The organism is Streptomyces sp. HP-A2021 (assembly GCF_022807935.1).
Classification (GTDB): Bacteria; Actinomycetota; Actinomycetes; order Streptomycetales; family Streptomycetaceae; genus Streptomyces; species Streptomyces afghaniensis.
In genome coordinates this window covers 8,554,110-8,571,815 of the sequence record NZ_CP094344.1, presented here as the reverse complement: position 1 = coordinate 8,571,815, position 17,706 = coordinate 8,554,110, and the positions used below count along the sequence as shown (strand labels likewise).

The 17,706-nt window shown below is 73.2% G+C and carries 16 protein-coding genes; 11 read left to right on the top strand and 5 right to left on the bottom strand.

Annotation, left to right across the window (positions count from 1 at the left end):
• Nucleotides 1–38: 38 nt before the first annotated feature.
• A complete protein-coding gene (locus MQE23_RS38645) occupies nucleotides 39–1,118 on the bottom strand; it encodes a non-reducing end alpha-L-arabinofuranosidase family hydrolase (RefSeq protein WP_243381561.1) in 1,080 nt (359 codons plus the stop codon).
• Nucleotides 1,119–1,499: 381 nt separating this feature from the next.
• Between MQE23_RS38645 and MQE23_RS38640 the strand changes: the two genes are divergently transcribed.
• Both MQE23_RS38640 and MQE23_RS38635 read left to right on the top strand, forming a co-directional pair.
• Nucleotides 1,500–2,480: a polysaccharide lyase family 1 protein gene (locus tag MQE23_RS38640; protein WP_037668266.1), complete on the top strand. Its 981-nt coding sequence runs from the start codon at nucleotides 1,500–1,502 to the stop codon at nucleotides 2,478–2,480.
• A gap of 55 nt (nucleotides 2,481–2,535) precedes the next feature.
• Nucleotides 2,536–3,324 (top strand): pectate lyase, encoded by a 789-nt coding sequence (locus tag MQE23_RS38635; protein WP_243381560.1) that lies wholly within the window; start codon nucleotides 2,536–2,538, stop codon nucleotides 3,322–3,324.
• An 80-nt stretch (nucleotides 3,325–3,404) separates the two neighbouring features.
• Here the strand turns inward: MQE23_RS38635 and MQE23_RS38630 are convergent, their stop codons facing one another.
• The gene (locus tag MQE23_RS38630) at nucleotides 3,405–4,163 is read right to left on the bottom strand and encodes a PaaX family transcriptional regulator C-terminal domain-containing protein (RefSeq protein ID WP_243381559.1); all 759 of its coding nucleotides are present in this window, start codon (nucleotides 4,161–4,163) and stop codon (nucleotides 3,405–3,407) included.
• A gap of 75 nt (nucleotides 4,164–4,238) precedes the next feature.
• On the opposite strand from MQE23_RS38630, the gene MQE23_RS38625 reads away from it, so the two are divergent.
• Both MQE23_RS38625 and MQE23_RS38620 read left to right on the top strand, forming a co-directional pair.
• Nucleotides 4,239–5,906 carry an acyl-CoA dehydrogenase family protein gene (locus tag MQE23_RS38625; protein WP_243381558.1) on the top strand — a complete coding sequence of 556 codons (1,668 nt, stop codon included), beginning with the start codon at nucleotides 4,239–4,241 and terminating at the stop codon, nucleotides 5,904–5,906.
• Between the two features lie 140 nt (nucleotides 5,907–6,046).
• Entirely contained in the window at nucleotides 6,047–8,092 is a 2,046-nt protein-coding gene (locus MQE23_RS38620) for a HEAT repeat domain-containing protein (RefSeq protein ID WP_243381557.1), read from the top strand.
• 77 nt (nucleotides 8,093–8,169) lie between these two features.
• Here the strand turns inward: MQE23_RS38620 and MQE23_RS38615 are convergent, their stop codons facing one another.
• Nucleotides 8,170–8,754 carry a hypothetical protein gene (locus tag MQE23_RS38615; RefSeq protein WP_037672504.1) on the bottom strand — a complete coding sequence of 195 codons (585 nt, stop codon included), beginning with the start codon at nucleotides 8,752–8,754 and terminating at the stop codon, nucleotides 8,170–8,172.
• A 261-nt stretch (nucleotides 8,755–9,015) separates the two neighbouring features.
• On the opposite strand from MQE23_RS38615, the gene MQE23_RS38610 reads away from it, so the two are divergent.
• The 4 genes from MQE23_RS38610 (at nucleotide 9,016) to MQE23_RS38595 (ending at nucleotide 12,985) form a co-directional block, all read left to right on the top strand.
• Nucleotides 9,016–10,113 (top strand): exo-alpha-sialidase, encoded by a 1,098-nt coding sequence (locus tag MQE23_RS38610; RefSeq protein WP_020276164.1) that lies wholly within the window; start codon nucleotides 9,016–9,018, stop codon nucleotides 10,111–10,113.
• A gap of 113 nt (nucleotides 10,114–10,226) precedes the next feature.
• Nucleotides 10,227–10,904, top strand: coding sequence for a uracil-DNA glycosylase (locus MQE23_RS38605; RefSeq protein WP_037672502.1), 678 nt, complete (start codon nucleotides 10,227–10,229; stop codon nucleotides 10,902–10,904).
• Nucleotides 10,901–11,902, top strand: coding sequence for a BadF/BadG/BcrA/BcrD ATPase family protein (locus MQE23_RS38600; protein WP_020276162.1), 1,002 nt, complete (start codon nucleotides 10,901–10,903; stop codon nucleotides 11,900–11,902). Before MQE23_RS38605 ends, MQE23_RS38600 begins: the two co-directional genes overlap by 4 nt.
• Before the next feature lie 159 nt (nucleotides 11,903–12,061).
• Complete coding sequence (locus MQE23_RS38595; RefSeq protein WP_037672495.1) at nucleotides 12,062–12,985, top strand: hypothetical protein; 924 nt, start codon at nucleotides 12,062–12,064, stop codon at nucleotides 12,983–12,985.
• An 81-nt stretch (nucleotides 12,986–13,066) separates the two neighbouring features.
• Here the strand turns inward: MQE23_RS38595 and MQE23_RS38590 are convergent, their stop codons facing one another.
• A complete protein-coding gene (locus MQE23_RS38590) occupies nucleotides 13,067–14,095 on the bottom strand; it encodes a lactonase family protein (RefSeq protein WP_020276160.1) in 1,029 nt (342 codons plus the stop codon).
• A gap of 122 nt (nucleotides 14,096–14,217) precedes the next feature.
• A complete protein-coding gene (locus tag MQE23_RS38585; protein WP_243382894.1) occupies nucleotides 14,218–15,708 on the bottom strand; it encodes an FUSC family protein in 1,491 nt (496 codons plus the stop codon).
• Between the two features lie 209 nt (nucleotides 15,709–15,917).
• Between MQE23_RS38585 and MQE23_RS38580 the strand changes: the two genes are divergently transcribed.
• From MQE23_RS38580 to MQE23_RS38570, 3 genes are all read left to right on the top strand, one after another.
• Complete coding sequence (locus MQE23_RS38580; RefSeq protein ID WP_020276158.1) at nucleotides 15,918–16,394, top strand: Lrp/AsnC family transcriptional regulator; 477 nt, start codon at nucleotides 15,918–15,920, stop codon at nucleotides 16,392–16,394.
• Between the two features lie 45 nt (nucleotides 16,395–16,439).
• The gene (locus MQE23_RS38575; protein ID WP_243381556.1) at nucleotides 16,440–17,126 is read left to right on the top strand and encodes an HAD family phosphatase; all 687 of its coding nucleotides are present in this window, start codon (nucleotides 16,440–16,442) and stop codon (nucleotides 17,124–17,126) included.
• A 320-nt stretch (nucleotides 17,127–17,446) separates the two neighbouring features.
• Complete coding sequence (locus MQE23_RS38570; protein WP_020276156.1) at nucleotides 17,447–17,704, top strand: hypothetical protein; 258 nt, start codon at nucleotides 17,447–17,449, stop codon at nucleotides 17,702–17,704.
• Nucleotides 17,705–17,706: the final 2 nt, after the last annotated feature.

Genomic DNA, 17,706 nt, shown 5'->3' with positions numbered 1-17,706 from the left:
GGTTGTCAGGCTCGGCTCGCAGGACGTCGTGCGGCGGTTCAGCAGGTGGAGTCGGTCTGGGTCAGCAGGGCCAGCCGCCAGGGCAGCCGGTAGTAGTCGCCGCCGGCTGCCGGGTCCATCCCCTGGTAGAGGAACTGGAAGCGGCACGGGTCGATCGTGAGGGTCTGGTCGACGCCGGCGCGGATCATCTCGCCGTGGCTGAAGTCCCTGGTCCAGGCGGGCTGTCCGGCCTCGAAGACGACGTTGGACGAGCGGGCGAAGGGGTTGGCCTCGGTGTCGGCCAGCGGTTTCCACGCGCCGCCCAGGCTGTCCGCGGTCCAGGCCCGGAAGTAGCGCCGCCAGTCGGATCCGGTCGCGAGCGCCTCGGCGAGCATGAGGTAGCCGCCGTCGCCGAGCCGGTAGACGTTGCCCGCCTCGAAGAGGTCGAAGCGGTTGGGTTCGGACAGCACGATGGCGGTGTCGCGGAAGCCGCTCGGGAACTCGGCGAGGGTGGTGCGCGAGCGGTACTGGTGACCGTTGCCGTCCGAGAAGAACAGGTAGCAGTCCATCCGGTCGCAGATCGCCCAGAAGTCCAGCCAGGCGCCGTCGCCCTTGTTCTCGGTCACGACGGTCGGCTCGCTGCCGAAGAAGTTCCGCGGTGCGCTCCAACTGAGCGGATCGGAAGGGTCCTTGCTGGTGGAGTAGGACGGCGGTCCGGTCTGGTAGACCATGTACCAGGTCTGCTGGGGCGCGAAGTAGAACACCTGGGGGGCGGCGGCGTACCGGTTGCCGATGTTCGGATTGGCGTCGAGGAACGTCTGCGGAGCCGAGGCGGCCTCGGACCACTGGGCGAAGCTCGTGTGCCCGAGGCTCCAGCGCCCGGCGCTGTCCGCGGTCGTGAAGTAGACGTGCCAGCGGTCCCGGTAGCGGAACACCGTCGGATCCTTGACCGAGAGGATCGGGTGGCCGGCGTCCGGTTTCGGGCTGATCAGCGGGCCGCTCGAGGACCACGTGAACGACCCCGGCAGGGAGCTCTCGCGGGCGGGCTGCGGCGTGCCCGCGACCGCCGGTCCCGGCGGCAGGGCGAGCACACCGACGGCCGGCAGCATGAACACGAGCCCGTTGACGAACGTGCGCATGCGCGGAGTCCTCATCGACCCGCCCTCTCGTGAAGGGAAGCGTCCGATCGGCATGGTGACATGGACATGGCTCGCATGGAAGCGCTCCCACGCCGCTTCCCGCAGCGCCGCCGCTCCGACCGGGCCGGGCCGAACACGTTCTGCGCGAGGCGTTGACTAGAAAGCGCTTGCCCTCTACGTTCCGTTCAGCAGTGTGACCCGGAAGCGCCTCCGCCAGGGTGCCCCGCCGGGCCCGCCAAGCCTGGGTAAGTGCACCCCCGGCGTATGGCAGGACCTCCGGACCGGCCGCACACAGCGCGCGCGGTGAACAACATGGCGAACGTCATTCATGTACATGACCGACCTGGCACCATGAAGGCACCACGAAGGGACGCACCCCACATGCGTACTCATCCCCGACGTACACGTGTCCACAGATCCACCCTGGCACTCGCCGCCGCATCCGCACTGGCGACCGTGGCGGTCCTGGCCGTTCCCCAGCCGGCCGGGGCCGCCGAGACCTCGCCGGTCGGGTTCGGCGCGGGGACGACCGGCGGCGGCAGCGCCTCGGCGGTCACCGTCTCCACCCTGAGCGCCTTCAAGTCGGCCGTGACCGGCAACTCGGCCAAGGTCGTCCGGGTCAACGGCCTGATCTCGCTGAGCGGTCAGGTCGACGTCGGGTCCAACACGACCGTCCTGGGTGTGGGTTCGGCCTCCGGGTTCACCGGCGGCGGGCTCCGGCTGAAGAAGGTCTCGAACGTCGTCATCCGCAACCTCAACATCAGCAAGCCGCTGGCGCCCGCCGACGGCATCACCGTCGAGGCGTCGAGCAAGGTCTGGATCGACCACAACTCCTTCTCGGCCGACCGCGATCACGACAAGGACCACTACGACGGCCTGCTGGACGTCAACCACGGCGCGGACAACGTCACGGTGTCCTGGAACACCTTCAAGAACCACTTCAAGGGCTCGCTCGTCGGCCACAGCGACAACAACGCGAGCGAGGACACCGGCCGGCTGAAGGTGACGTACCACCACAACCACTTCGCCAACGTGTACTCGCGCATCCCCAGCCTGCGCTTCGGCACCGGGCACTTCTACAACAACTACGTCGAGGGCGCCGACACCGCCTGCCACTCGCGCATGGGCGCCCAGATGCTGGTCGAGAACAACGTCTTCCGCTCGACGAAGGTCGCGGTCACCACGAACCGCAGCAGCGACGTCGACGGATACGCCAACCTGCGCGGCAACGACCTCGGTGGAGCCGCCACCGAGATCTCGCGGGTCGGCAGCTTCACCAGCCCGCCGTACGCCTACTCGGCGGAGCCGGCCTCGTCCGTCGTCGCCTCGGTGACGTCGGGTGCGGGCGCCGGAAAGCTCTGACACCCGTCCGCTCGGACACCCCCCATACGCTCGAAACGACAGAAGGAATCGGGACATGACTTCTGCGACACGTCCGCGCGCCCGCCGGCGCGCGCTGACCGGCGCGCTGGCCACCCTCGGCCTGTCGGTTGGCATGATCATGACCACCAACGCGCCGACGGCGAGCGCCGCCACCTGGCCGACCCCCAACGGCAGTCAGGGGACCTCCTCCACCATCTCCGTGTCCGGCACCAAGGACTACGGGATGAAGCGGTTCTACGGCACCGGAAGCCTGGCCGGTGACGGCCAGGAGGAGGGCCAGGACCCGATCTTCAAGCTCGCGAACGGCGCGGTGCTGAAGAACGTCATCCTCGGCGCCCCCGCGGCCGACGGCATCCACTGCGAGGGCAGCTGCACGCTCCAGAACGTCTGGTGGGAGGACGTCGGCGAGGACGCCGCCACCTTCCGCGGCGGCACCGGCGCCACGTACCACGTGATCGGCGGCGGCGCGAAGAAGGCGGCGGACAAGGTCTTCCAGCACAACGGCGGCGGCACCCTGAACATCTCCAACTTCGCGGTGCAGGGGTTCAAGACGCTCTACCGCTCCTGCGGCGACTGCTCCACGCAGTACACCCGCAAGGTCAACCTCAACACCATCGACGTGACCGGCACGGGCTCCACCGCCCGGCTCGTCGGCATCAACGTCAACCGCAACGACGTGGCGACGCTGCGGGGCATCACGATCCGCAACGACTCCGGCCGCAAGGTCGTCCCCTGCCAGAAGTACAACAACAACACCGCTGTCGGGTCCGGACCCGACAGCAAGAACTGCCTCTACTCCACCTCGGACATCACCTACAAGTAGCCCCTGAGGCAACCACAACCCCCCACGGTGAAGGCGGCCGTGCGCAGCGTCCCGGCGGGCGCCGCGCACGGCCGCCCGCGTCATGCGCCACGCACACGCGCGCGTACCTCCCCGATCAGCTCCCGCTGGTAGTCGGTGTAGGCAGCGCGCAGCCCGGCTCCCGGCCAGTCGGCGGGCAGGAGTCCGGGCGGCAGGACGGGGTCGGCCAGCAGGTGCCGCACGACGGCGGCGAAGGCGGTCAGGCGGTCGGCCGGGCGAGGGGCCGCGGCGATGTGCGCGAGCAGCGCCCGGGCCGTGGCGGACCAGGCGTCCAGCGGCCACAGGCTCCCGGCCAGGTCGCGGGCCGGCCGGTCGGGGCGGGCCGTGTAGCGCTGGGCCACCCGGTCCAGGTCGCCGGGGAGGGCGCGGGCCAGGTTGGCGGGGCGGAGCCAGACGCCCTCGCGGAGTTCGGCGAGCCGGAGGGCGGTCAGCCGGGCACGCAGGTCGGCGCGTTCGGCGGGGCCGCGTCCCGTCGCGGTGATCACGACCATCTCCCAGTCGCCGTCCCACGCGCGCGTGCGCGGGTGCACGGCGTCGTCCTGGCGGCGCTGGCGTTCCAGCAGCCGGTCGCTGAGGCGGTAGCCGGTGTCGGTGCGCCGCAGATCGCCGGCGGACACCATCCGGCTGAGTGCCGCCCGCAGGGTGGAGCCGCCGACGTCGAAGCCCTCCACGAGCCGCACGAGCTCCCGGACCGGCAGTTCGGGGGGATGCGTGCCGAGGAGCAGGCTCAGCACGACCGACCGCGCGGACAGCGGCCGCAGATCGAGCGCGCCGGGCCGCGCCGGGACGTTCATCGGCATGGTCACGTACTGTACGCGGCGGACCTCGGTATTGCGGTATTGCTGCGACCGTAGAAGGAGTGCAACACTCGACGTATGGTCTCGACACTCGACGAACAGCGGGCGTACGGCGGACCCGCCACGCACGACGTCACGAACCAGGCCCCGCCGCTCGCCCCGTACGACGCCTCCGAGGACACGGCCCTGCTGGAGGGGCTGCGGCGGGAGGGCGCCGGGTGGGCCGCGGAGGACCTGCGGCGGCTCGGCAGGCAGGCCGGCAGTGTCCAGGCACAGGAGTGGGCCGACCTGGCCAACCGCCACGAGCCGGAGCTGCGGACGCACGACCGGTACGGCAACCGCGTCGACGAGGTCGAGTTCCACCCGAGCTGGCACCACCTGATGCGCACCGCGATCGCCGGGGGCCTGGCCGCGTCCCCCTGGGCGGACGACCGGGCCGGCGCCCATGTCGCCCGGACCGCGGGCGGACTGGTGTGGGGGCACACGGAGGCGGGGCACGGCTGCCCGACGTCGATGACCTACGCGGCCGTCCCCGCGCTGCGCAGGCAGCCGGAGCTGGCGAAGGTCTACGAGCCGCTGCTGACGAGCCGGGAGTACGAGCCCGGGCTCCGGGTGCCCACGGAGAAGCGCGGGCTGCTGGCGGGCATGGGGATGACCGAGAAGCAGGGCGGCTCAGACGTCCGGACGAACACCACGACGGCCACGCCCACGTCCGAACCCGGGGTGTACACCCTGCGGGGGCACAAGTGGTTCACCTCGGCGCCGATGTGCGACGTGTTCCTGGTGCTGGCGCAGGCCCCGGGCGGCCTGTCCTGCTTCCTGGTGCCGCGGGTGCTGCCCGACGGCACCCGCAACACCTTCCGCATCCAGCGGCTGAAGGACAAGCTGGGCAACCGGTCCAACGCCTCCTCCGAGCCCGAGTTCGACCGGACCGTCGCGTGGCTGGTGGGGCCCGAGGGGCAGGGCGTCAAGACCATCATCGAGATGGTCAACTGCACGCGGCTGGACTGCGTCATGATGTCGGCCGCGCTGATGCGCAAGTCCCTCGTCGAGGCCGGGCACCACGCGCGGCACCGCAGCGCGTTCGGCGCACGGCTGGTGGACCAGCCGCTGATGCGCAACGTTCTCTCCGATCTCGCACTGGAGTCCGAGGCCGCCACGACGCTCACCCTGCGGCTGGCCGGGGCGGCCGACCGGGCGATCCGCGGGGACGCCCAGGAGACGGCGTTCCGCCGGATCGCCACGGCCGTCGGCAAGTACTGGGTGACCAAGCGGGGTCCGGCCTTCACCGCGGAGGCGCTGGAGTGCCTCGGCGGCAACGGCTACGTCGAGGACTCGGGCATGCCCCGGCACTACCGCGAGGCTCCGCTGCTGTCGATCTGGGAGGGCTCGGGGAACGTCAACGCCCTCGACGTGCTGCGGGCGCTGAGCCGCGAACCCGGCACGGCTGAGGCCCTGATCAGCGAGTTCGCCCTCGCCCGAGGGGCGGACGCCCGGCTGGACGCGGCCGTGACACGGCTGAAGAACCGGCTGTCCGAGGCGTCGCAGACGACGGCCCGCCGTCTCGTGGAGGAGATGGCCCTGACGCTCCAGGCCTCCCTCCTCGTCCGGTACGCCCCGCCGGCGGTCGCCGACGCGTTCTGCGCGACCCGGCTCGGGGGCGACTGGGGGCACGCGTTCGGGACGCTGCCGGAGGGTGCGGGGCTCGGCGCGATCGTGGAGCGCGCGCTGCCCGGCGGGGACTGAAGCACCCTCGTCCGGGGCGACCGAGCCGCTGTCGGCCAACCAGCACACAGTTCGCGCACAGTCATCGCCCGATTCCGCTTCGTTGTCAGTGCCGTGGTGCAGACTCCCCGTCAGTTGGCACTTCGCCTGGGGAGGACAACGTGTTCAGGGGGATCGACGAGGTCGACTGGGCCTCGCTGCGGCATGCCGACGGCAGCGCGGAGGACGTGCCCCGGCTGCTCCGGGGACTTGCCTCCGCCGACCCGGCCGAGCGGGAGACCGCGCTCGACCGGATGTACGGCGCCGTGCACCACCAGGGAGGCGTGTACGACGCGACGCTCGCCTGTGTTCCGTTGCTCCTCGCGCTCGCCGTCCGGGAGGAGGTGCGCGACCGGGCGGGGATCGTGGAGCTCCTCGTCAGCATCGGCGGGCCCGACGGGGGCGGGGGTGGGTCGGACGATCTGGCGGCGAGGGCCCGTGCCGTCCTGCGCGCCGGTGCCGATGTCTTCGTCCGGCTGGCGGGGGACGCGGACGCCGAAGTGCGCCGGGCGGCTCCGGCTGCCCTCGTGCGGTTCCTCGACCGGCCGGCGCGTGTGCTCGCCCTGTTGCGGGAGCGGATCACCGTGGAGCGGGACGACCGGGTCCTGCTCGCCCTGGCCGAGGGCCTCGGCCTGTTCGCACGGCGGCACCTGCCGGCCGGCGACGTCCACGCCGCCGAGGCCGTACACCTGCTGGCGGCGCTGAGTGGGCCGCCTTACGAGCCCGGGCTGCGGCTGGCCGCGCTCGGGCAGCTGGCGCAGTGCGCACCGGAGTTGCTTCCCGCGGATCTCGTACCGACCGTGGTCCGGTTGCTCCGGGACCGGTCCGGGCAGCGCGTCCGCGGGAGACTCGCACAGGAGGGCTCCGGTGCGGACACGCTCGCCGGGCGGCTGCGACGGCTGCGCCCCTCGGACGAGGAGGGCTCCCGGCTGCTGCGGACCCTGCACACCGCGCTCGGCGGCCGCGTGGCCGATCGGATCGCCCTGCTGTGCGGGCAGTTGACCAGCCCGGATCCCCTGGACCGGTGCAACGCCGTGTGGATGTCGGCCGGGCTGTTCCGCGAGTGGCGTACCGGCGCGGCGGAACCGGTCGCCCTCATAGGTGCCCAACTGGGCGCCGCGGAGGGCCGGTTGCACGACGCGGCCGTCGCCGTCCTGGTGGAGCTCTTCGAACTGGCCCTGCCCGCCGCGGACCACCTCCACGCCCTGGTGATCCGCCGTCCCGAGCTTCGGATACGACACGGGGAGCGGAGGGCGCCGACGCTGGGAGGCCCGCTGAAGGCGCTGGCCAGAGCCGGGGACCCGCGGGCCGCACCGGTGCTGGCCGAGGTGCTGGCGGGGCCGGTCGTACCGCACGACCTGGGGCTGGCGACGCCCCACCTGGGCCGCGCTGCCACGCCGCTCACGCCCGCCCTGCGGCGACGCCTCGCCCGCGTTCCGCTCGACTCCCCCGACACGTATGAGCGGGCCGTTCCCCTGCTGACGGCGCTCACGGCACTGGGCGACGCCGAGTCCCTGCCGTCGGTGCTGCGCCTGCTGCGTGGCATCCCGGACGGGCTGCGGCTGCGCGACGCCGTCACGGGGGCGGCGGTCCGTGCCCTCGGGGCGTTCGGCGGCGCCGCGCGCGAGGCGATACCGGATCTGCGCGGGCTGCTGGAGACCGACTGCGCCGTCGCGGCAGCGGACGCGCTGTGGTCGGTCACGGGTGAGGCGGAAGCCGCCGTGCCCGTACTGCTCCGGAAGCTGACGGACCCCGGGAGCGGCCGGTATCGCCCCGCGGCGGCCGCGGACGTGCTCGGACGGCTGGGGCCGGCGGCCCGTACGGCCCTGCCCGGACTACGCCTGATGACCGGCTCCGGCGACGCGTCGGAACGGGCCGCGGCGGCGTGCGCGGTGTGGCGGATCACCGGGGAACCGGAACGGGAGCAGGTCCTCCCCGTCCTCCGTGCCGCATGGGTGGAGCACCCGCGCACCCGCACGACGATCGCCGGGTGCGTGGCAGCGCTGGGCCCCAGGGGAGCGCCCCTGCACGACCTGCTCCGAGCGGAGCTCACGTCCCCACGCCGGCATCGGGCCGACTCCGGCGGCTACGACAGTCACGGCATCCATGAGGACGAGGCGTTGCTGCGGGTGTGCCGGGGGGCGCTGGGCCTGGAGGGCGGTGGGTAGGGCGACCGGGCCGGGGTGGAACCGCACTCGTCGGAGTGGAACCCCGCCCCGTCACCTCGCCATGCTCCCCCGCCCTGTCACCCCGTCGTGCGCCCCCACAGCGGGCCGAAGCGGGACCACTCGGCGTCCCACTGGTCCATGCGTCGGCGTTCCAGGCGGCGGCGTACCGCGCGGCCACCGGCGAGTGGCGCGACCGCCGCGCAGACGCCCGCCACGCCGCCGATCAGCCAGGCCCGTACCCGGGCCTGGGACTCGGTGACGGGGCGGGTCACCTGGCGGCCCTCGCGGTCCGTCCACACGGTGATCGGCGAACCGGCCTGACTGCCCGCCAGGACCCGCACCTGCCCTGAGTGCGAGGAACCGTCCGCGGCGGTCCACCGTGCCTCCGCCCACACGTGCTCGGCGCGCGAGACGTCGCCGTTCTCGGAGGCCGTCCCGGGAGCCCGCTCGGCGAGCCGGGCCACGAGGGGGCGCCACTCGACGCGCTCACGGGCCAGCCCGTCCTCGACGGACCGGCTCACCGTCATGCCGGCGAGCACCCCGACGAACACGGTGAGCAGCCACACGCCCAGCACCACCCAGGCCTCCACCCTGTCGGCGCGCCGCTTGAGCGGATTGCGCCGCCAGCGCCACAGCCACACCTTCGGACCACGTAACGCCATCGAAGGCATCCTCCTCACGAGCGCATGACCATCCCGCCGCCCTCCCCATACGGAAGCGGGCCGCTGGATGCTCACTGCACGTACCCCGGGAGGGCGCCCCGGCCCGTGGCGTCGCCCACGCGGGCAAGGGCGACGGACGCCCGTACGCGGCGCCGACACGGCCCTGACCTGCGCCGGAGTCCGCTCCGGGGGTGACTGTCAGTGGTGGGGTGCAGACTGGCCCGTGTCTGAGACGAGGGCGTCGACGACGACGCCGCGGAGGTGATCGGCATGACCGAGGTACTGCTCGCCGTGGGCACGCGCAAGGGCCTGTTCATCGGGCGCCGGCGGGACGGCGGCGCCTGGCAGTTCGACGAGAGCCCCTACTTCAACGCGCAGGCCGTGTACTCGGTCGCCATCGACACCCGCACCGCGACCCCGCGGCTGCTGGTCGGCGGCGACAGCGCGCACTGGGGCCCGTCCGTGTTCCACTCCGACGACCTGGGCCGGAGCTGGACGGAACCGGCCCGGCCGGCCGTCAAGTTCCCCAAGGAGACGGGGGCGTCCCTGGAGCGGGTGTGGCAGCTGCACCCGGCCGCCGCCGAGCCGGACGTGGTGTACGCGGGCACGGAACCGGCCGCGCTCTACCGCTCGGAGGACCGCGGGGAGACCTTCGAGCTCGTCCGGCCCCTGTGGGAGCACCCCACGCGGTCGAAGTGGATGCCGGGCGGCGGCGGTGAGGGCCTGCACACCGTGCTCACCGACACGCGCGATCCCAAGGCGGTGACGGTCGCCGTCTCGACCGCCGGTGTGTTCCGCACGCTGGACGGCGGCGCGACCTGGTCGCCCTCCAACTCGGGCGTCTCCGCGGTGTTCCTGCCCGACCCGAACCCGGAGTTCGGCCAGTGCGTGCACAAGGTCGCCCGGGACTCGGCGAACCCGGACCGGCTCTACCTTCAGAACCACTGGGGTGTCTACCGCAGCGACGACGCGGGCGCGCACTGGACGGACATCGGTGAGGGCCTGCCGTCCACGTTCGGCTTCACGGCGGCCGCGCATCCGCACAGAGGCGACACCGCGTACGTGTTCCCGATCAACGCCGACGCCGACCGGGTCCCGGCCGACCACCGGTGCCGGGTCTACCGGACGGCGGACGCCGGCAAGAGCTGGGAGCCGCTCTCGGCGGGGCTCCCCCAGGAGGACCACTACGGCACGGTGCTGCGCGACGCGATGTGCACGGACGACGCCGATCCGGCGGGCGTCTACTTCGGCAACCGCAACGGCGAGGTGTTCGCCTCGGCGGACGACGGCGACAGCTGGCAGCAGCTCGCCTCGCATCTGCCGGACGTCCTCTGCGTGCGGGCCGCGGTCGTCGGCTGAGAAGAGGACGAGGTGGGGGACGAGGCGGGGGGGGCGAGGCGACCGATGAGCTCACGAGCGGGCCTTGGCCACCGGTTGATCGCCGCTGCCCGTACGGCAGTAGGGTGACGCCCGTGGCACCACGACCCTTGCATGAAATCGTCGAAGCTGGCTGGGCGAAGGCCCTGGAACCGGTGGCCGAACGCGTCGCCGCGATGGGGGACTTCCTCCGCGCGGAGATCGCCGCGGGACGCACCTACCTGCCGGCCGGGCCGAACGTGTTGCGGGCCTTCCAGCAGCCCTTCGACGACGTGCGGGTCCTGATCGTCGGTCAGGACCCGTATCCGACCCCGGGGCACGCGGTGGGACTGTCGTTCTCGGTCGCGCCCGAGGTGCGGCCGCTGCCCGGCAGCCTCATCAACATCTTCCGGGAGCTGAACGCCGATCTGGGCCTGCCGCAGCCGTCCAGCGGCGACCTCACGCCGTGGACGCAGCAGGGCGTGCTGCTGCTCAACAGGGCGCTCACCACCGCCCCGCGCAAGCCCGGTGCCCACCGGGGCAAGGGCTGGGAGGAGGTCACCGAGCAGGCGATCCGGGCCCTCGCGGCGCGCGGCAAGCCCCTGGTCTCCATCCTGTGGGGCCGTGACGCCCGCAACCTGCGCCCGTTGCTCGGCGACCTGCCCTCCGTGGAATCCGCCCATCCCTCCCCCATGTCGGCGGACCGGGGCTTCTTCGGCTCCCGTCCGTTCAGCCGGGCCAACGAGTTGCTGATCCGCCAGGGCGGCCAACCGGTGGACTGGCGCCTGCCGTGACCGGGGCGCCGGAAGGCTCGGCTTCGGAGGGCTCCGGCTTTCTCGCCGTGGACTCCGGCGGGTCCGGACTCCGGGTGGTCGTGGGAACCGCCGAGCGCGGACCGCTCGCCCGGCGGGCGTCCGACGAGCCCGTGCGCACGGGTGACCGGGGCATCGACCCCGACGACTTCATGGCGCGGCTCGTGCCCCTGGTGCGTGCCCTGACCGCCGAGGCCGGTCCTGTGCGGCTGACCGCCGCCGTCGTGGGCGCGGCCGGGCTCGCCTCCCTCGGTGCCGGGCTGCGCGCCGAACTGCCGAGTGCCCTGGCCCGGGAGTTCGGCGTACGGAGGGTCGCGCTGGCCGCCGACGCCGTGACCGCGTACGCGGGCGCCCTCGGGCCCCGGCCGGGTGCCGTGATCGCCGGTGGTACGGGACTGATCGCGATCGGCACCGACCTGGCGGGCTGGCGTCGGGCGGACGGCTGGGGTCACCTGCTCGGCGACTGCGGCGGCGGTGCCTGGATCGGGCGGGCCGGGCTGGAGGCCGCGCTGCGGGCCCACGACGGGCGGGAGGGCGGCTCGGCCCGGCTGCTGGCCTGCGCCGAGGAGGTGTTCGGGCCCGTGGCAGGGCTGCCCGGCGCGCTGTATCCGCGGCCGGACCGGCCCGCCGTCCTCGCCTCCTTCGCGCCTCAGGTGGCCGCCTGCGCGGACGGGGACCCCGTGGCGGCGGGCATCCTGCGCGCGGCCGCCCGGCACATGGCCGACTCGGCGGCTGCCGTGTGCCCGCCCGGCGACGCGTCGCGTGTCTCCGTCACCGGCGGCCTGTTCAAGATGGGCGACCCGCTCCTCGTACCCCTGGACGAGGAGCTGGCGAAGCGGCTCCCGCACGCGCGGCGGCTGCCGGCCGAGGGCGATCCGCTGCACGGCTCGGTGCGCATGGCGGCCGAGCTGAGTGCCGGTCCGCTCACCCTTCCGGGTGACGAGGCCCTGCTGAGTGTGACAACCCTCTCGGGTGATTGATCCGATCGCGCACCCATCCGCACGGCATGACATCCGCACCTCATTCCATCCGCACCTCATTCCATCCGTACGTAACTCATCAGACAAAACCGGACGGATACCGCTCACCTGCCCCCTCCCCGAACAGGGGAGCCCAAGAAGCCAGTAACATGCGGCGCCATGAGTTCCCCCACTGGACCCGAGTCCGGCCTCCCAGTACGAATGCCGCGACCCCGCCAGCCCGGACGGCACCGCCGTCCGGAGCCGCTGGTGGCTCCCGAGGGCGCGCCCGCGCTCGTCCTCGCCGTGCCGGGCACGCCCAGTAGCGCCACCCGCAGCCTCGCCGAAGAGGTCGTGAGCATCGCCCGCTCCGAGCTGCCCGGCATCGACGCCCGCATCGGGTACCTCGACGGGGACAACGCGGAGTACCCCACGCTTCAGGCCGTGCTCACCTACACCGCCGAGGAGCGCACCGCCCGCTTCGAGCAGGCGCGTGCCGCCGGCATGGACGTCAGGGAGCCCGAGGGGCCCGTCGCGGTCGTCGTGCCGCTGCTCGCCGGCCCGGACAGCGCGCTGCTGCGCCGGGTCCGCCAGGCCGTCATGGAGAGCAGGATCGCCGCCGAGCTGACCGATGTCCTCGGCCCGCACCCGCTGCTCGCCGAGGCGCTGCACGTGCGGCTCTCGGAGGCCGGTCTGGCCCGCGCGGACCGTGCCCGGCTGTTCACCGTGGCGACCGCCGCCGACGGCATCATCCTGGCCTCCGTGGGCGGTGACGAGGCCGTGCAGGCAGCCGGGATCACCGGCATGCTGCTCGCCGCGCGCCTCGCGGTGCCGGTGATGGCCGCGGCCCTGGACCAGGAGGGCTCCATCGCGTCCGTCGCCGAGCAGCTTCGCTCCTCGGGTTCGCAGCAGCTGGCCCTCGCGCCGTATCTGATCGGCCCGGAGATCGAGCCGGGGCTGGTCGAGGAGGCCGCGAAGGAGGCGGAGTGCTCCGCCGCGGAGTCGCTCGGGCCGTACCCGGCGATCGGGAAGCTGGCGCTGGCCAAGTACACGACGGCGTTGGGGATCACGCCGCAGCAGGCTCAGGGCACGCCGGTTCGCTGACGTCCCCCGGTACGACCGAGAAGGCCCGCCCCGGTTCGGGGCGGGCCTTCGTCGTGGGGGCGGGGAGCCCCCACGCCTCGGTCAGCCGAGGACCACGCACGACGCCGCCGTCACTCTGATCGAGCCGGCGCGTCGCGGGATGCCCGTGCGCGGGTCGGTGGCGAACCAGGTCACGTCGCCGGAGCGTTCGTTGGCGACGTAGAGGAAGCCGTCGCAGACGGTGAGGGCGCGTGGCCAGCGACCGCCGCAGGGCACGGTGGCGATCAGCCGCAGCTCCTCGCCCTCGACGGCGAGCACGGACAGGACGTCCTCGCCACGGGTGGCGGTCCACACGAAGCGGCCGTCGGGCGAGGTGACGATGCCCGAGGGGTAGGCGTCGCGCGCCGGCGCACCGGGCAGCACCGGGTTTTCGGTCAGCGGTGTCAGCACGCCCTCGGCCGCGTCCCAGCGGCAGACGGTGACGGAGGGGGAGAGTTCGCTGACGACGTACGCGTGCGATCCGTCCGGGTGGAAGGCGAGGTGCCGCGGTCCCGAGCCGGGCCGCAGGGCGGTCTCCCGGTGCAGGGCGAGAGTGCCGTCCGTCAGCGTGCAGACCCGCACCGAGTCGGTGCCGAGGTCGACGCTGACGGCCCAGCGGCCGCTCGGGTCGGGCTGCACCTGGTGGGCGTGCGGTCCGTGCTGGCGCGGGGTGTGCGGGCCCGCGCCGGTGTGCTGGAGTACGTGGACGGCGGACCGGGCGAGGGTGCCGTCGGGGCGGACGGGGATCGCGGTGACGCTGCCGGAGCCGTAGTTGGCGGTCAGGACGTGTCCGGCGAACAGGCTGAGGTGGGTCGGTCCGTTCCCGTCGACCGGCACGGGCGGCCCGGCCGGCTCGGGTTTCTCCCCGTCGACGCGGTACGCGGCCACCACGCCCTCGGCCGTCTCACTGACCGCGTACAGGAAGTCCGCGTCGGGGGACAGGGCCAGGTAGGCGGGGTCGGGGACGGCGTCGACGCTGCTCAGAGCGGTCAGCGCGCCGCTGTCTGCATCGACGGCCGCCGTCACGATCCCGGGGCCGCCGGCCGCCGTGAACGACCCGATGTACGCCCGCCGCCTGCCGTCGTCAGCCACCGCTGTCCCCTCTCGCCCCGCACTCGTCCCGCAACCGTCCGGATTGACCGCGCAGCCGATCATGCGCGGTCTAGACCAAACGGTCAAGGACTGAGCCGGACCCGCTCAGGGGTATGCCGCGCTCACGCCCCGACCCACGGCGAACCCGACGGGGTGCGCAGCGGTCGGGCGAGTTCCGAAAGTGCCCGTTCCAGGCCGTGGAGGTGGGCCAGGGCGGGTTCCGTCGTGGCGGGGTGGTCCGCCTGGACCGAGACGTCTCCGCCGTCGGTGAGCGCCTCGACCGCGGCCTGCACGCGATGGCAGGCGGCGGCCAGACGGGCGTCGTGGGAGGCCTCGGGGTCGGCGGCGACGGCGACCAGGCCCCGGATCTCCCGGGCGCAGTCGTCGAGGAGGGCGAGCACGTGCCGGGCGCGTCGCTTACGGCCGAGCATCGGGTTCAGCGGGTGCACCAGCGGGGCGACCGAGAGCCGTACCCGGGCGAGCAGCTGCTCCAGTTCGGCCACCCGCGGGGCCGGGTCGGCGTCGGCGGCGCCCGCCAGGCGCCGGGCCGTCTCGGCGGTGCAGGCGTGGACACAGCGCAGGGCCCGCTGGATCCAGGCGTCGGTAACGCTGTGGGTGGTGACGGGCAGGACGAGGATGACGGCCAGCGCGGCGCCGAGCGCGCCGACGCCGGTCTCGGCGAGGCGCAGGGCGAGCAGGCCGGGGCCGAGCACGCCGAGGAGGCCGTAGAGCAGTCCGGCGAGGAGGGTCACCCAGAGCATCATCCAGGTGTAGGACACGGCGGCCGTGTAGAAGATGCCGAAGACGCAGACGGCGGCGAGGACGGCCGTGACGGTCGGGTCGCCGTGCACGGGCAGGGCGACGAGCAGGCCGAGGGCGATGCCGATGACCGTGCCGAGGAGCCGTCGGAAGCCCCGGACCAGGGTCTCGCCGCGCGAGGTGGTGTTGACGAAGATCCACCAGGTGGCGCCGACGGCCCAGTACCAGCGCTGCCCGGACACCAGCTGGCCCACGAGCAGGGCGAAACCCGCGCCGGCGGTCGCCTGGACCGCCTGGCGGGTGGTCACCCGGGCCAGGCCGGTGCCGCCCGGCGGGGCGGGCACGGCGGGCGGGGGCAGGCGGCGCTCGTAGCACCACAGCCCGAAGCGCACCACGGCGGCGGCGAGGACGGAGAGCAGGACCGCGGCGTACACCTCGGGCAGCTGGTCCGTGGTGGCGTGCAGGAACTGCGCCACGAAGAAGGTCATGAACGCGAACACGCCGAGGCTGTGCCCGCGCGGCCCCCAGCGGCGCGCGTACACACCCGCGCCGACCACGGCGAGGAAGGTGAGGTCGCGGGCCACCGGGTGGTCGTGCAGTCCCGCCGCGGCGGTGAGCACGGGCAGTCCGACGGCGGGCAGCAGCACCGTGGTGACCGCCTGCCCGCGGACCGTGGCGTCGGTGACGGTGAACAGGGCGAGCAGGGCGGCGAGACCGCCGGTGACGGCCCCCGTGAGGGAGTGCCCGGCGAGGCCGCACACGGCGACCGCGAGCGCGATGCCGAGCACGGCACGCGTGGCGAACCGCAACCGCGTCCGCCCCGGATCCGGAGCCACGAACACCCTCTTCAGCACCACTTACCGCCCTCTTCGGAACACCGGATCACGACGCCGGATGAGCAAGCATGAAAAAGGCGCCGCGGGGTCCGCAGCGCCATCGACGCGTCCATATCAGCATCCCGGACGCCAGTGGCTCAACCGGCTCCTTCTAGACTGGGCCATTGGTACAGCCTGGGCGGCCGGGGAGCGGCCGTGGCAGGGCCAACGGACGAGGAGGGCGCGGCATGGCCGTGGACGAGCTCGACACCCGCATCCTGCGGCTGCTGCTGGAGCAGCCGCGCACGAGCGTGCGCGAGTACGCCCGGATCCTCGGCGTCGCCCGGGGCACCTTGCAGGCCCGGCTCGACCGTCTGGAGCGCGACGGCGTGATCACCGGGACGGCACCGGCCCTCTCCCCCGCCGCGCTCGGGCACCCGGTGCTCGCGTTCGTGCACATCGAGGTCACCCAGGGCCATCTCGACGAGGTGGGCGACGCGCTGGCGGCGGTGCCCGAGATCGTCGAGGCGTTCTCCATCACGGGCGGCGGGGATCTGCTCACCCGGGTCGTGGCGCGGGACAACGCGCATCTGGAGGACGTCGTCCAGAAGCTGATCAGCCTGCCCGGGGTCGTCCGCACCCGCACCGAGATCGCCCTGCGCGAGCGCGTCCCCCACCGGCTGCTGCCGCTGGTGGAGTCGATCGGCCGCGCGGCCCGGTCCTGACCCCCCTGGCGGCCTGCGGATCATGGTCTTTGACATGCTGGAACCATGAGCAATCTCGGCGGCATATCGGTCATCTTCGATCTCGACGGAACGCTCGTGGACAGCGAGCCGAACTACTACGAGGCGGGCCGGCAGACGCTCGCCGAGCACGGCGTCACCGACTTCAGCTGGACGGACCACGAGCGGTACGTCGGCATCAGCACGCAGGAGACGGTCGCGGACTGGATCGAGCGGTACGGCCTGCGGGCCTCCGTCGAGGAGCTGTTCACCGCCAAGAACCGCCGCTACATGGAACTGGCGCGCAGCTCCACGCGCGCGTACCCCGAGATGCGCAAGTTCGTCGAGCTGTTGGCGGCCGAGGACGTTCCCATGGCCGTGGCCTCGGGGTCCTCGCCCGAGGCCATCGCGGCGGTCCTGGCCGGCACGGGCCTGGACGCCCACCTGCGGATCGTCGTCTCGGCGGACGAGGTCGCGCACGGCAAGCCGGCCCCCGACGTCTTCCTGGAGGCGGCCCGCCGGCTCGGCGCGGACCCGGCGGCCTGCGTGGTGCTGGAGGACGCCGCCCCGGGCGCCGCCGCCGCGCACGCGGCGGGGATGCGCTGCATCGCCCTGCCTTACGTCGCCGCCCAGGCCGACGCACCGGAATTCGCCACCGCGGGTCTGCTGCTGCGGGGCGGCCAGGAGGAGTTCACGGCGCAGGCGGCGTATGACTGGCTGTGCCGGACGGTGTAGCCGTGCGGGCAGCCGTTCGACGTCTTCACCGCCGACCTCGTCGAGTCACTGACCAGCGGTTGCCCATTCGGCCGAAACCGGCCACACCCGGGCGGCTCTCCTCATAGATTCTTCGGAAGCACCAGAGGGGAGCGGCAGGTTGACGGAGGGTGGCACCCGTAACGTCGTGGGCGGCGACACGGTGGCGGGCGCGGTGGTCCAGGCCGGGTCGATCCGGGAACTGCACTTTCACGCGGCCGTCCCGCCCACGGGATCCGCACCCGACTCCGTCACGGTGGACGCATGGGAGCGCCGGGTCGGCGACTCCTGCGTCTGGCAGCATGTCCCACGACAGCCTCCCGAAGGGTCTCTCGTTCAGCGAGGCTCTACGGCTCGTCCGCGCGGATCAGCTGGATGTGGGGGAAGTTCCCGAGGCCGAGGGCTTCCCGCTCGAGTTCCTGGTCAAGACGGCCCTCCGTAAACGCACCAGCATCAGGCACATCGTCTCCCTGCTCAACGACCTCGGCATCCCCGTCCCCGACCCCGCCGAGACCATCAGAGCCGCCCTGGCCCGCGTGCCCCGTCCCGATCAGTTCTGAGC

Bases quoted from the DNA above. Each gene is read 5' to 3' on its own strand.
- MQE23_RS38645 (WP_243381561.1), bottom strand. From the start codon at position 1,118: ATGCGCACGTTCGTCAACGGGCTCGTGTTCATGCTGCCGGCCGTCGGT.
- MQE23_RS38570 (WP_020276156.1), top strand. From the start codon at position 17,447: ATGTCCCACGACAGCCTCCCGAAGGGTCTCTCGTTCAGCGAGGCTCTA.
- MQE23_RS38625 (WP_243381558.1), top strand. From the start codon at position 4,239: ATGGTCTCGACACTCGACGAACAGCGGGCGTACGGCGGACCCGCCACG.
- MQE23_RS38575 (WP_243381556.1), top strand. From the start codon at position 16,440: ATGAGCAATCTCGGCGGCATATCGGTCATCTTCGATCTCGACGGAACG.
- MQE23_RS38615 (WP_037672504.1), bottom strand. From the start codon at position 8,754: ATGGCGTTACGTGGTCCGAAGGTGTGGCTGTGGCGCTGGCGGCGCAAT.
- MQE23_RS38595 (WP_037672495.1), top strand. From the start codon at position 12,062: ATGAGTTCCCCCACTGGACCCGAGTCCGGCCTCCCAGTACGAATGCCG.
- MQE23_RS38635 (WP_243381560.1), top strand. From the start codon at position 2,536: ATGACTTCTGCGACACGTCCGCGCGCCCGCCGGCGCGCGCTGACCGGC.
- MQE23_RS38640 (WP_037668266.1), top strand. From the start codon at position 1,500: ATGCGTACTCATCCCCGACGTACACGTGTCCACAGATCCACCCTGGCA.
- MQE23_RS38630 (WP_243381559.1), bottom strand. From the start codon at position 4,163: ATGCCGATGAACGTCCCGGCGCGGCCCGGCGCGCTCGATCTGCGGCCG.
- MQE23_RS38580 (WP_020276158.1), top strand. From the start codon at position 15,918: ATGGCCGTGGACGAGCTCGACACCCGCATCCTGCGGCTGCTGCTGGAG.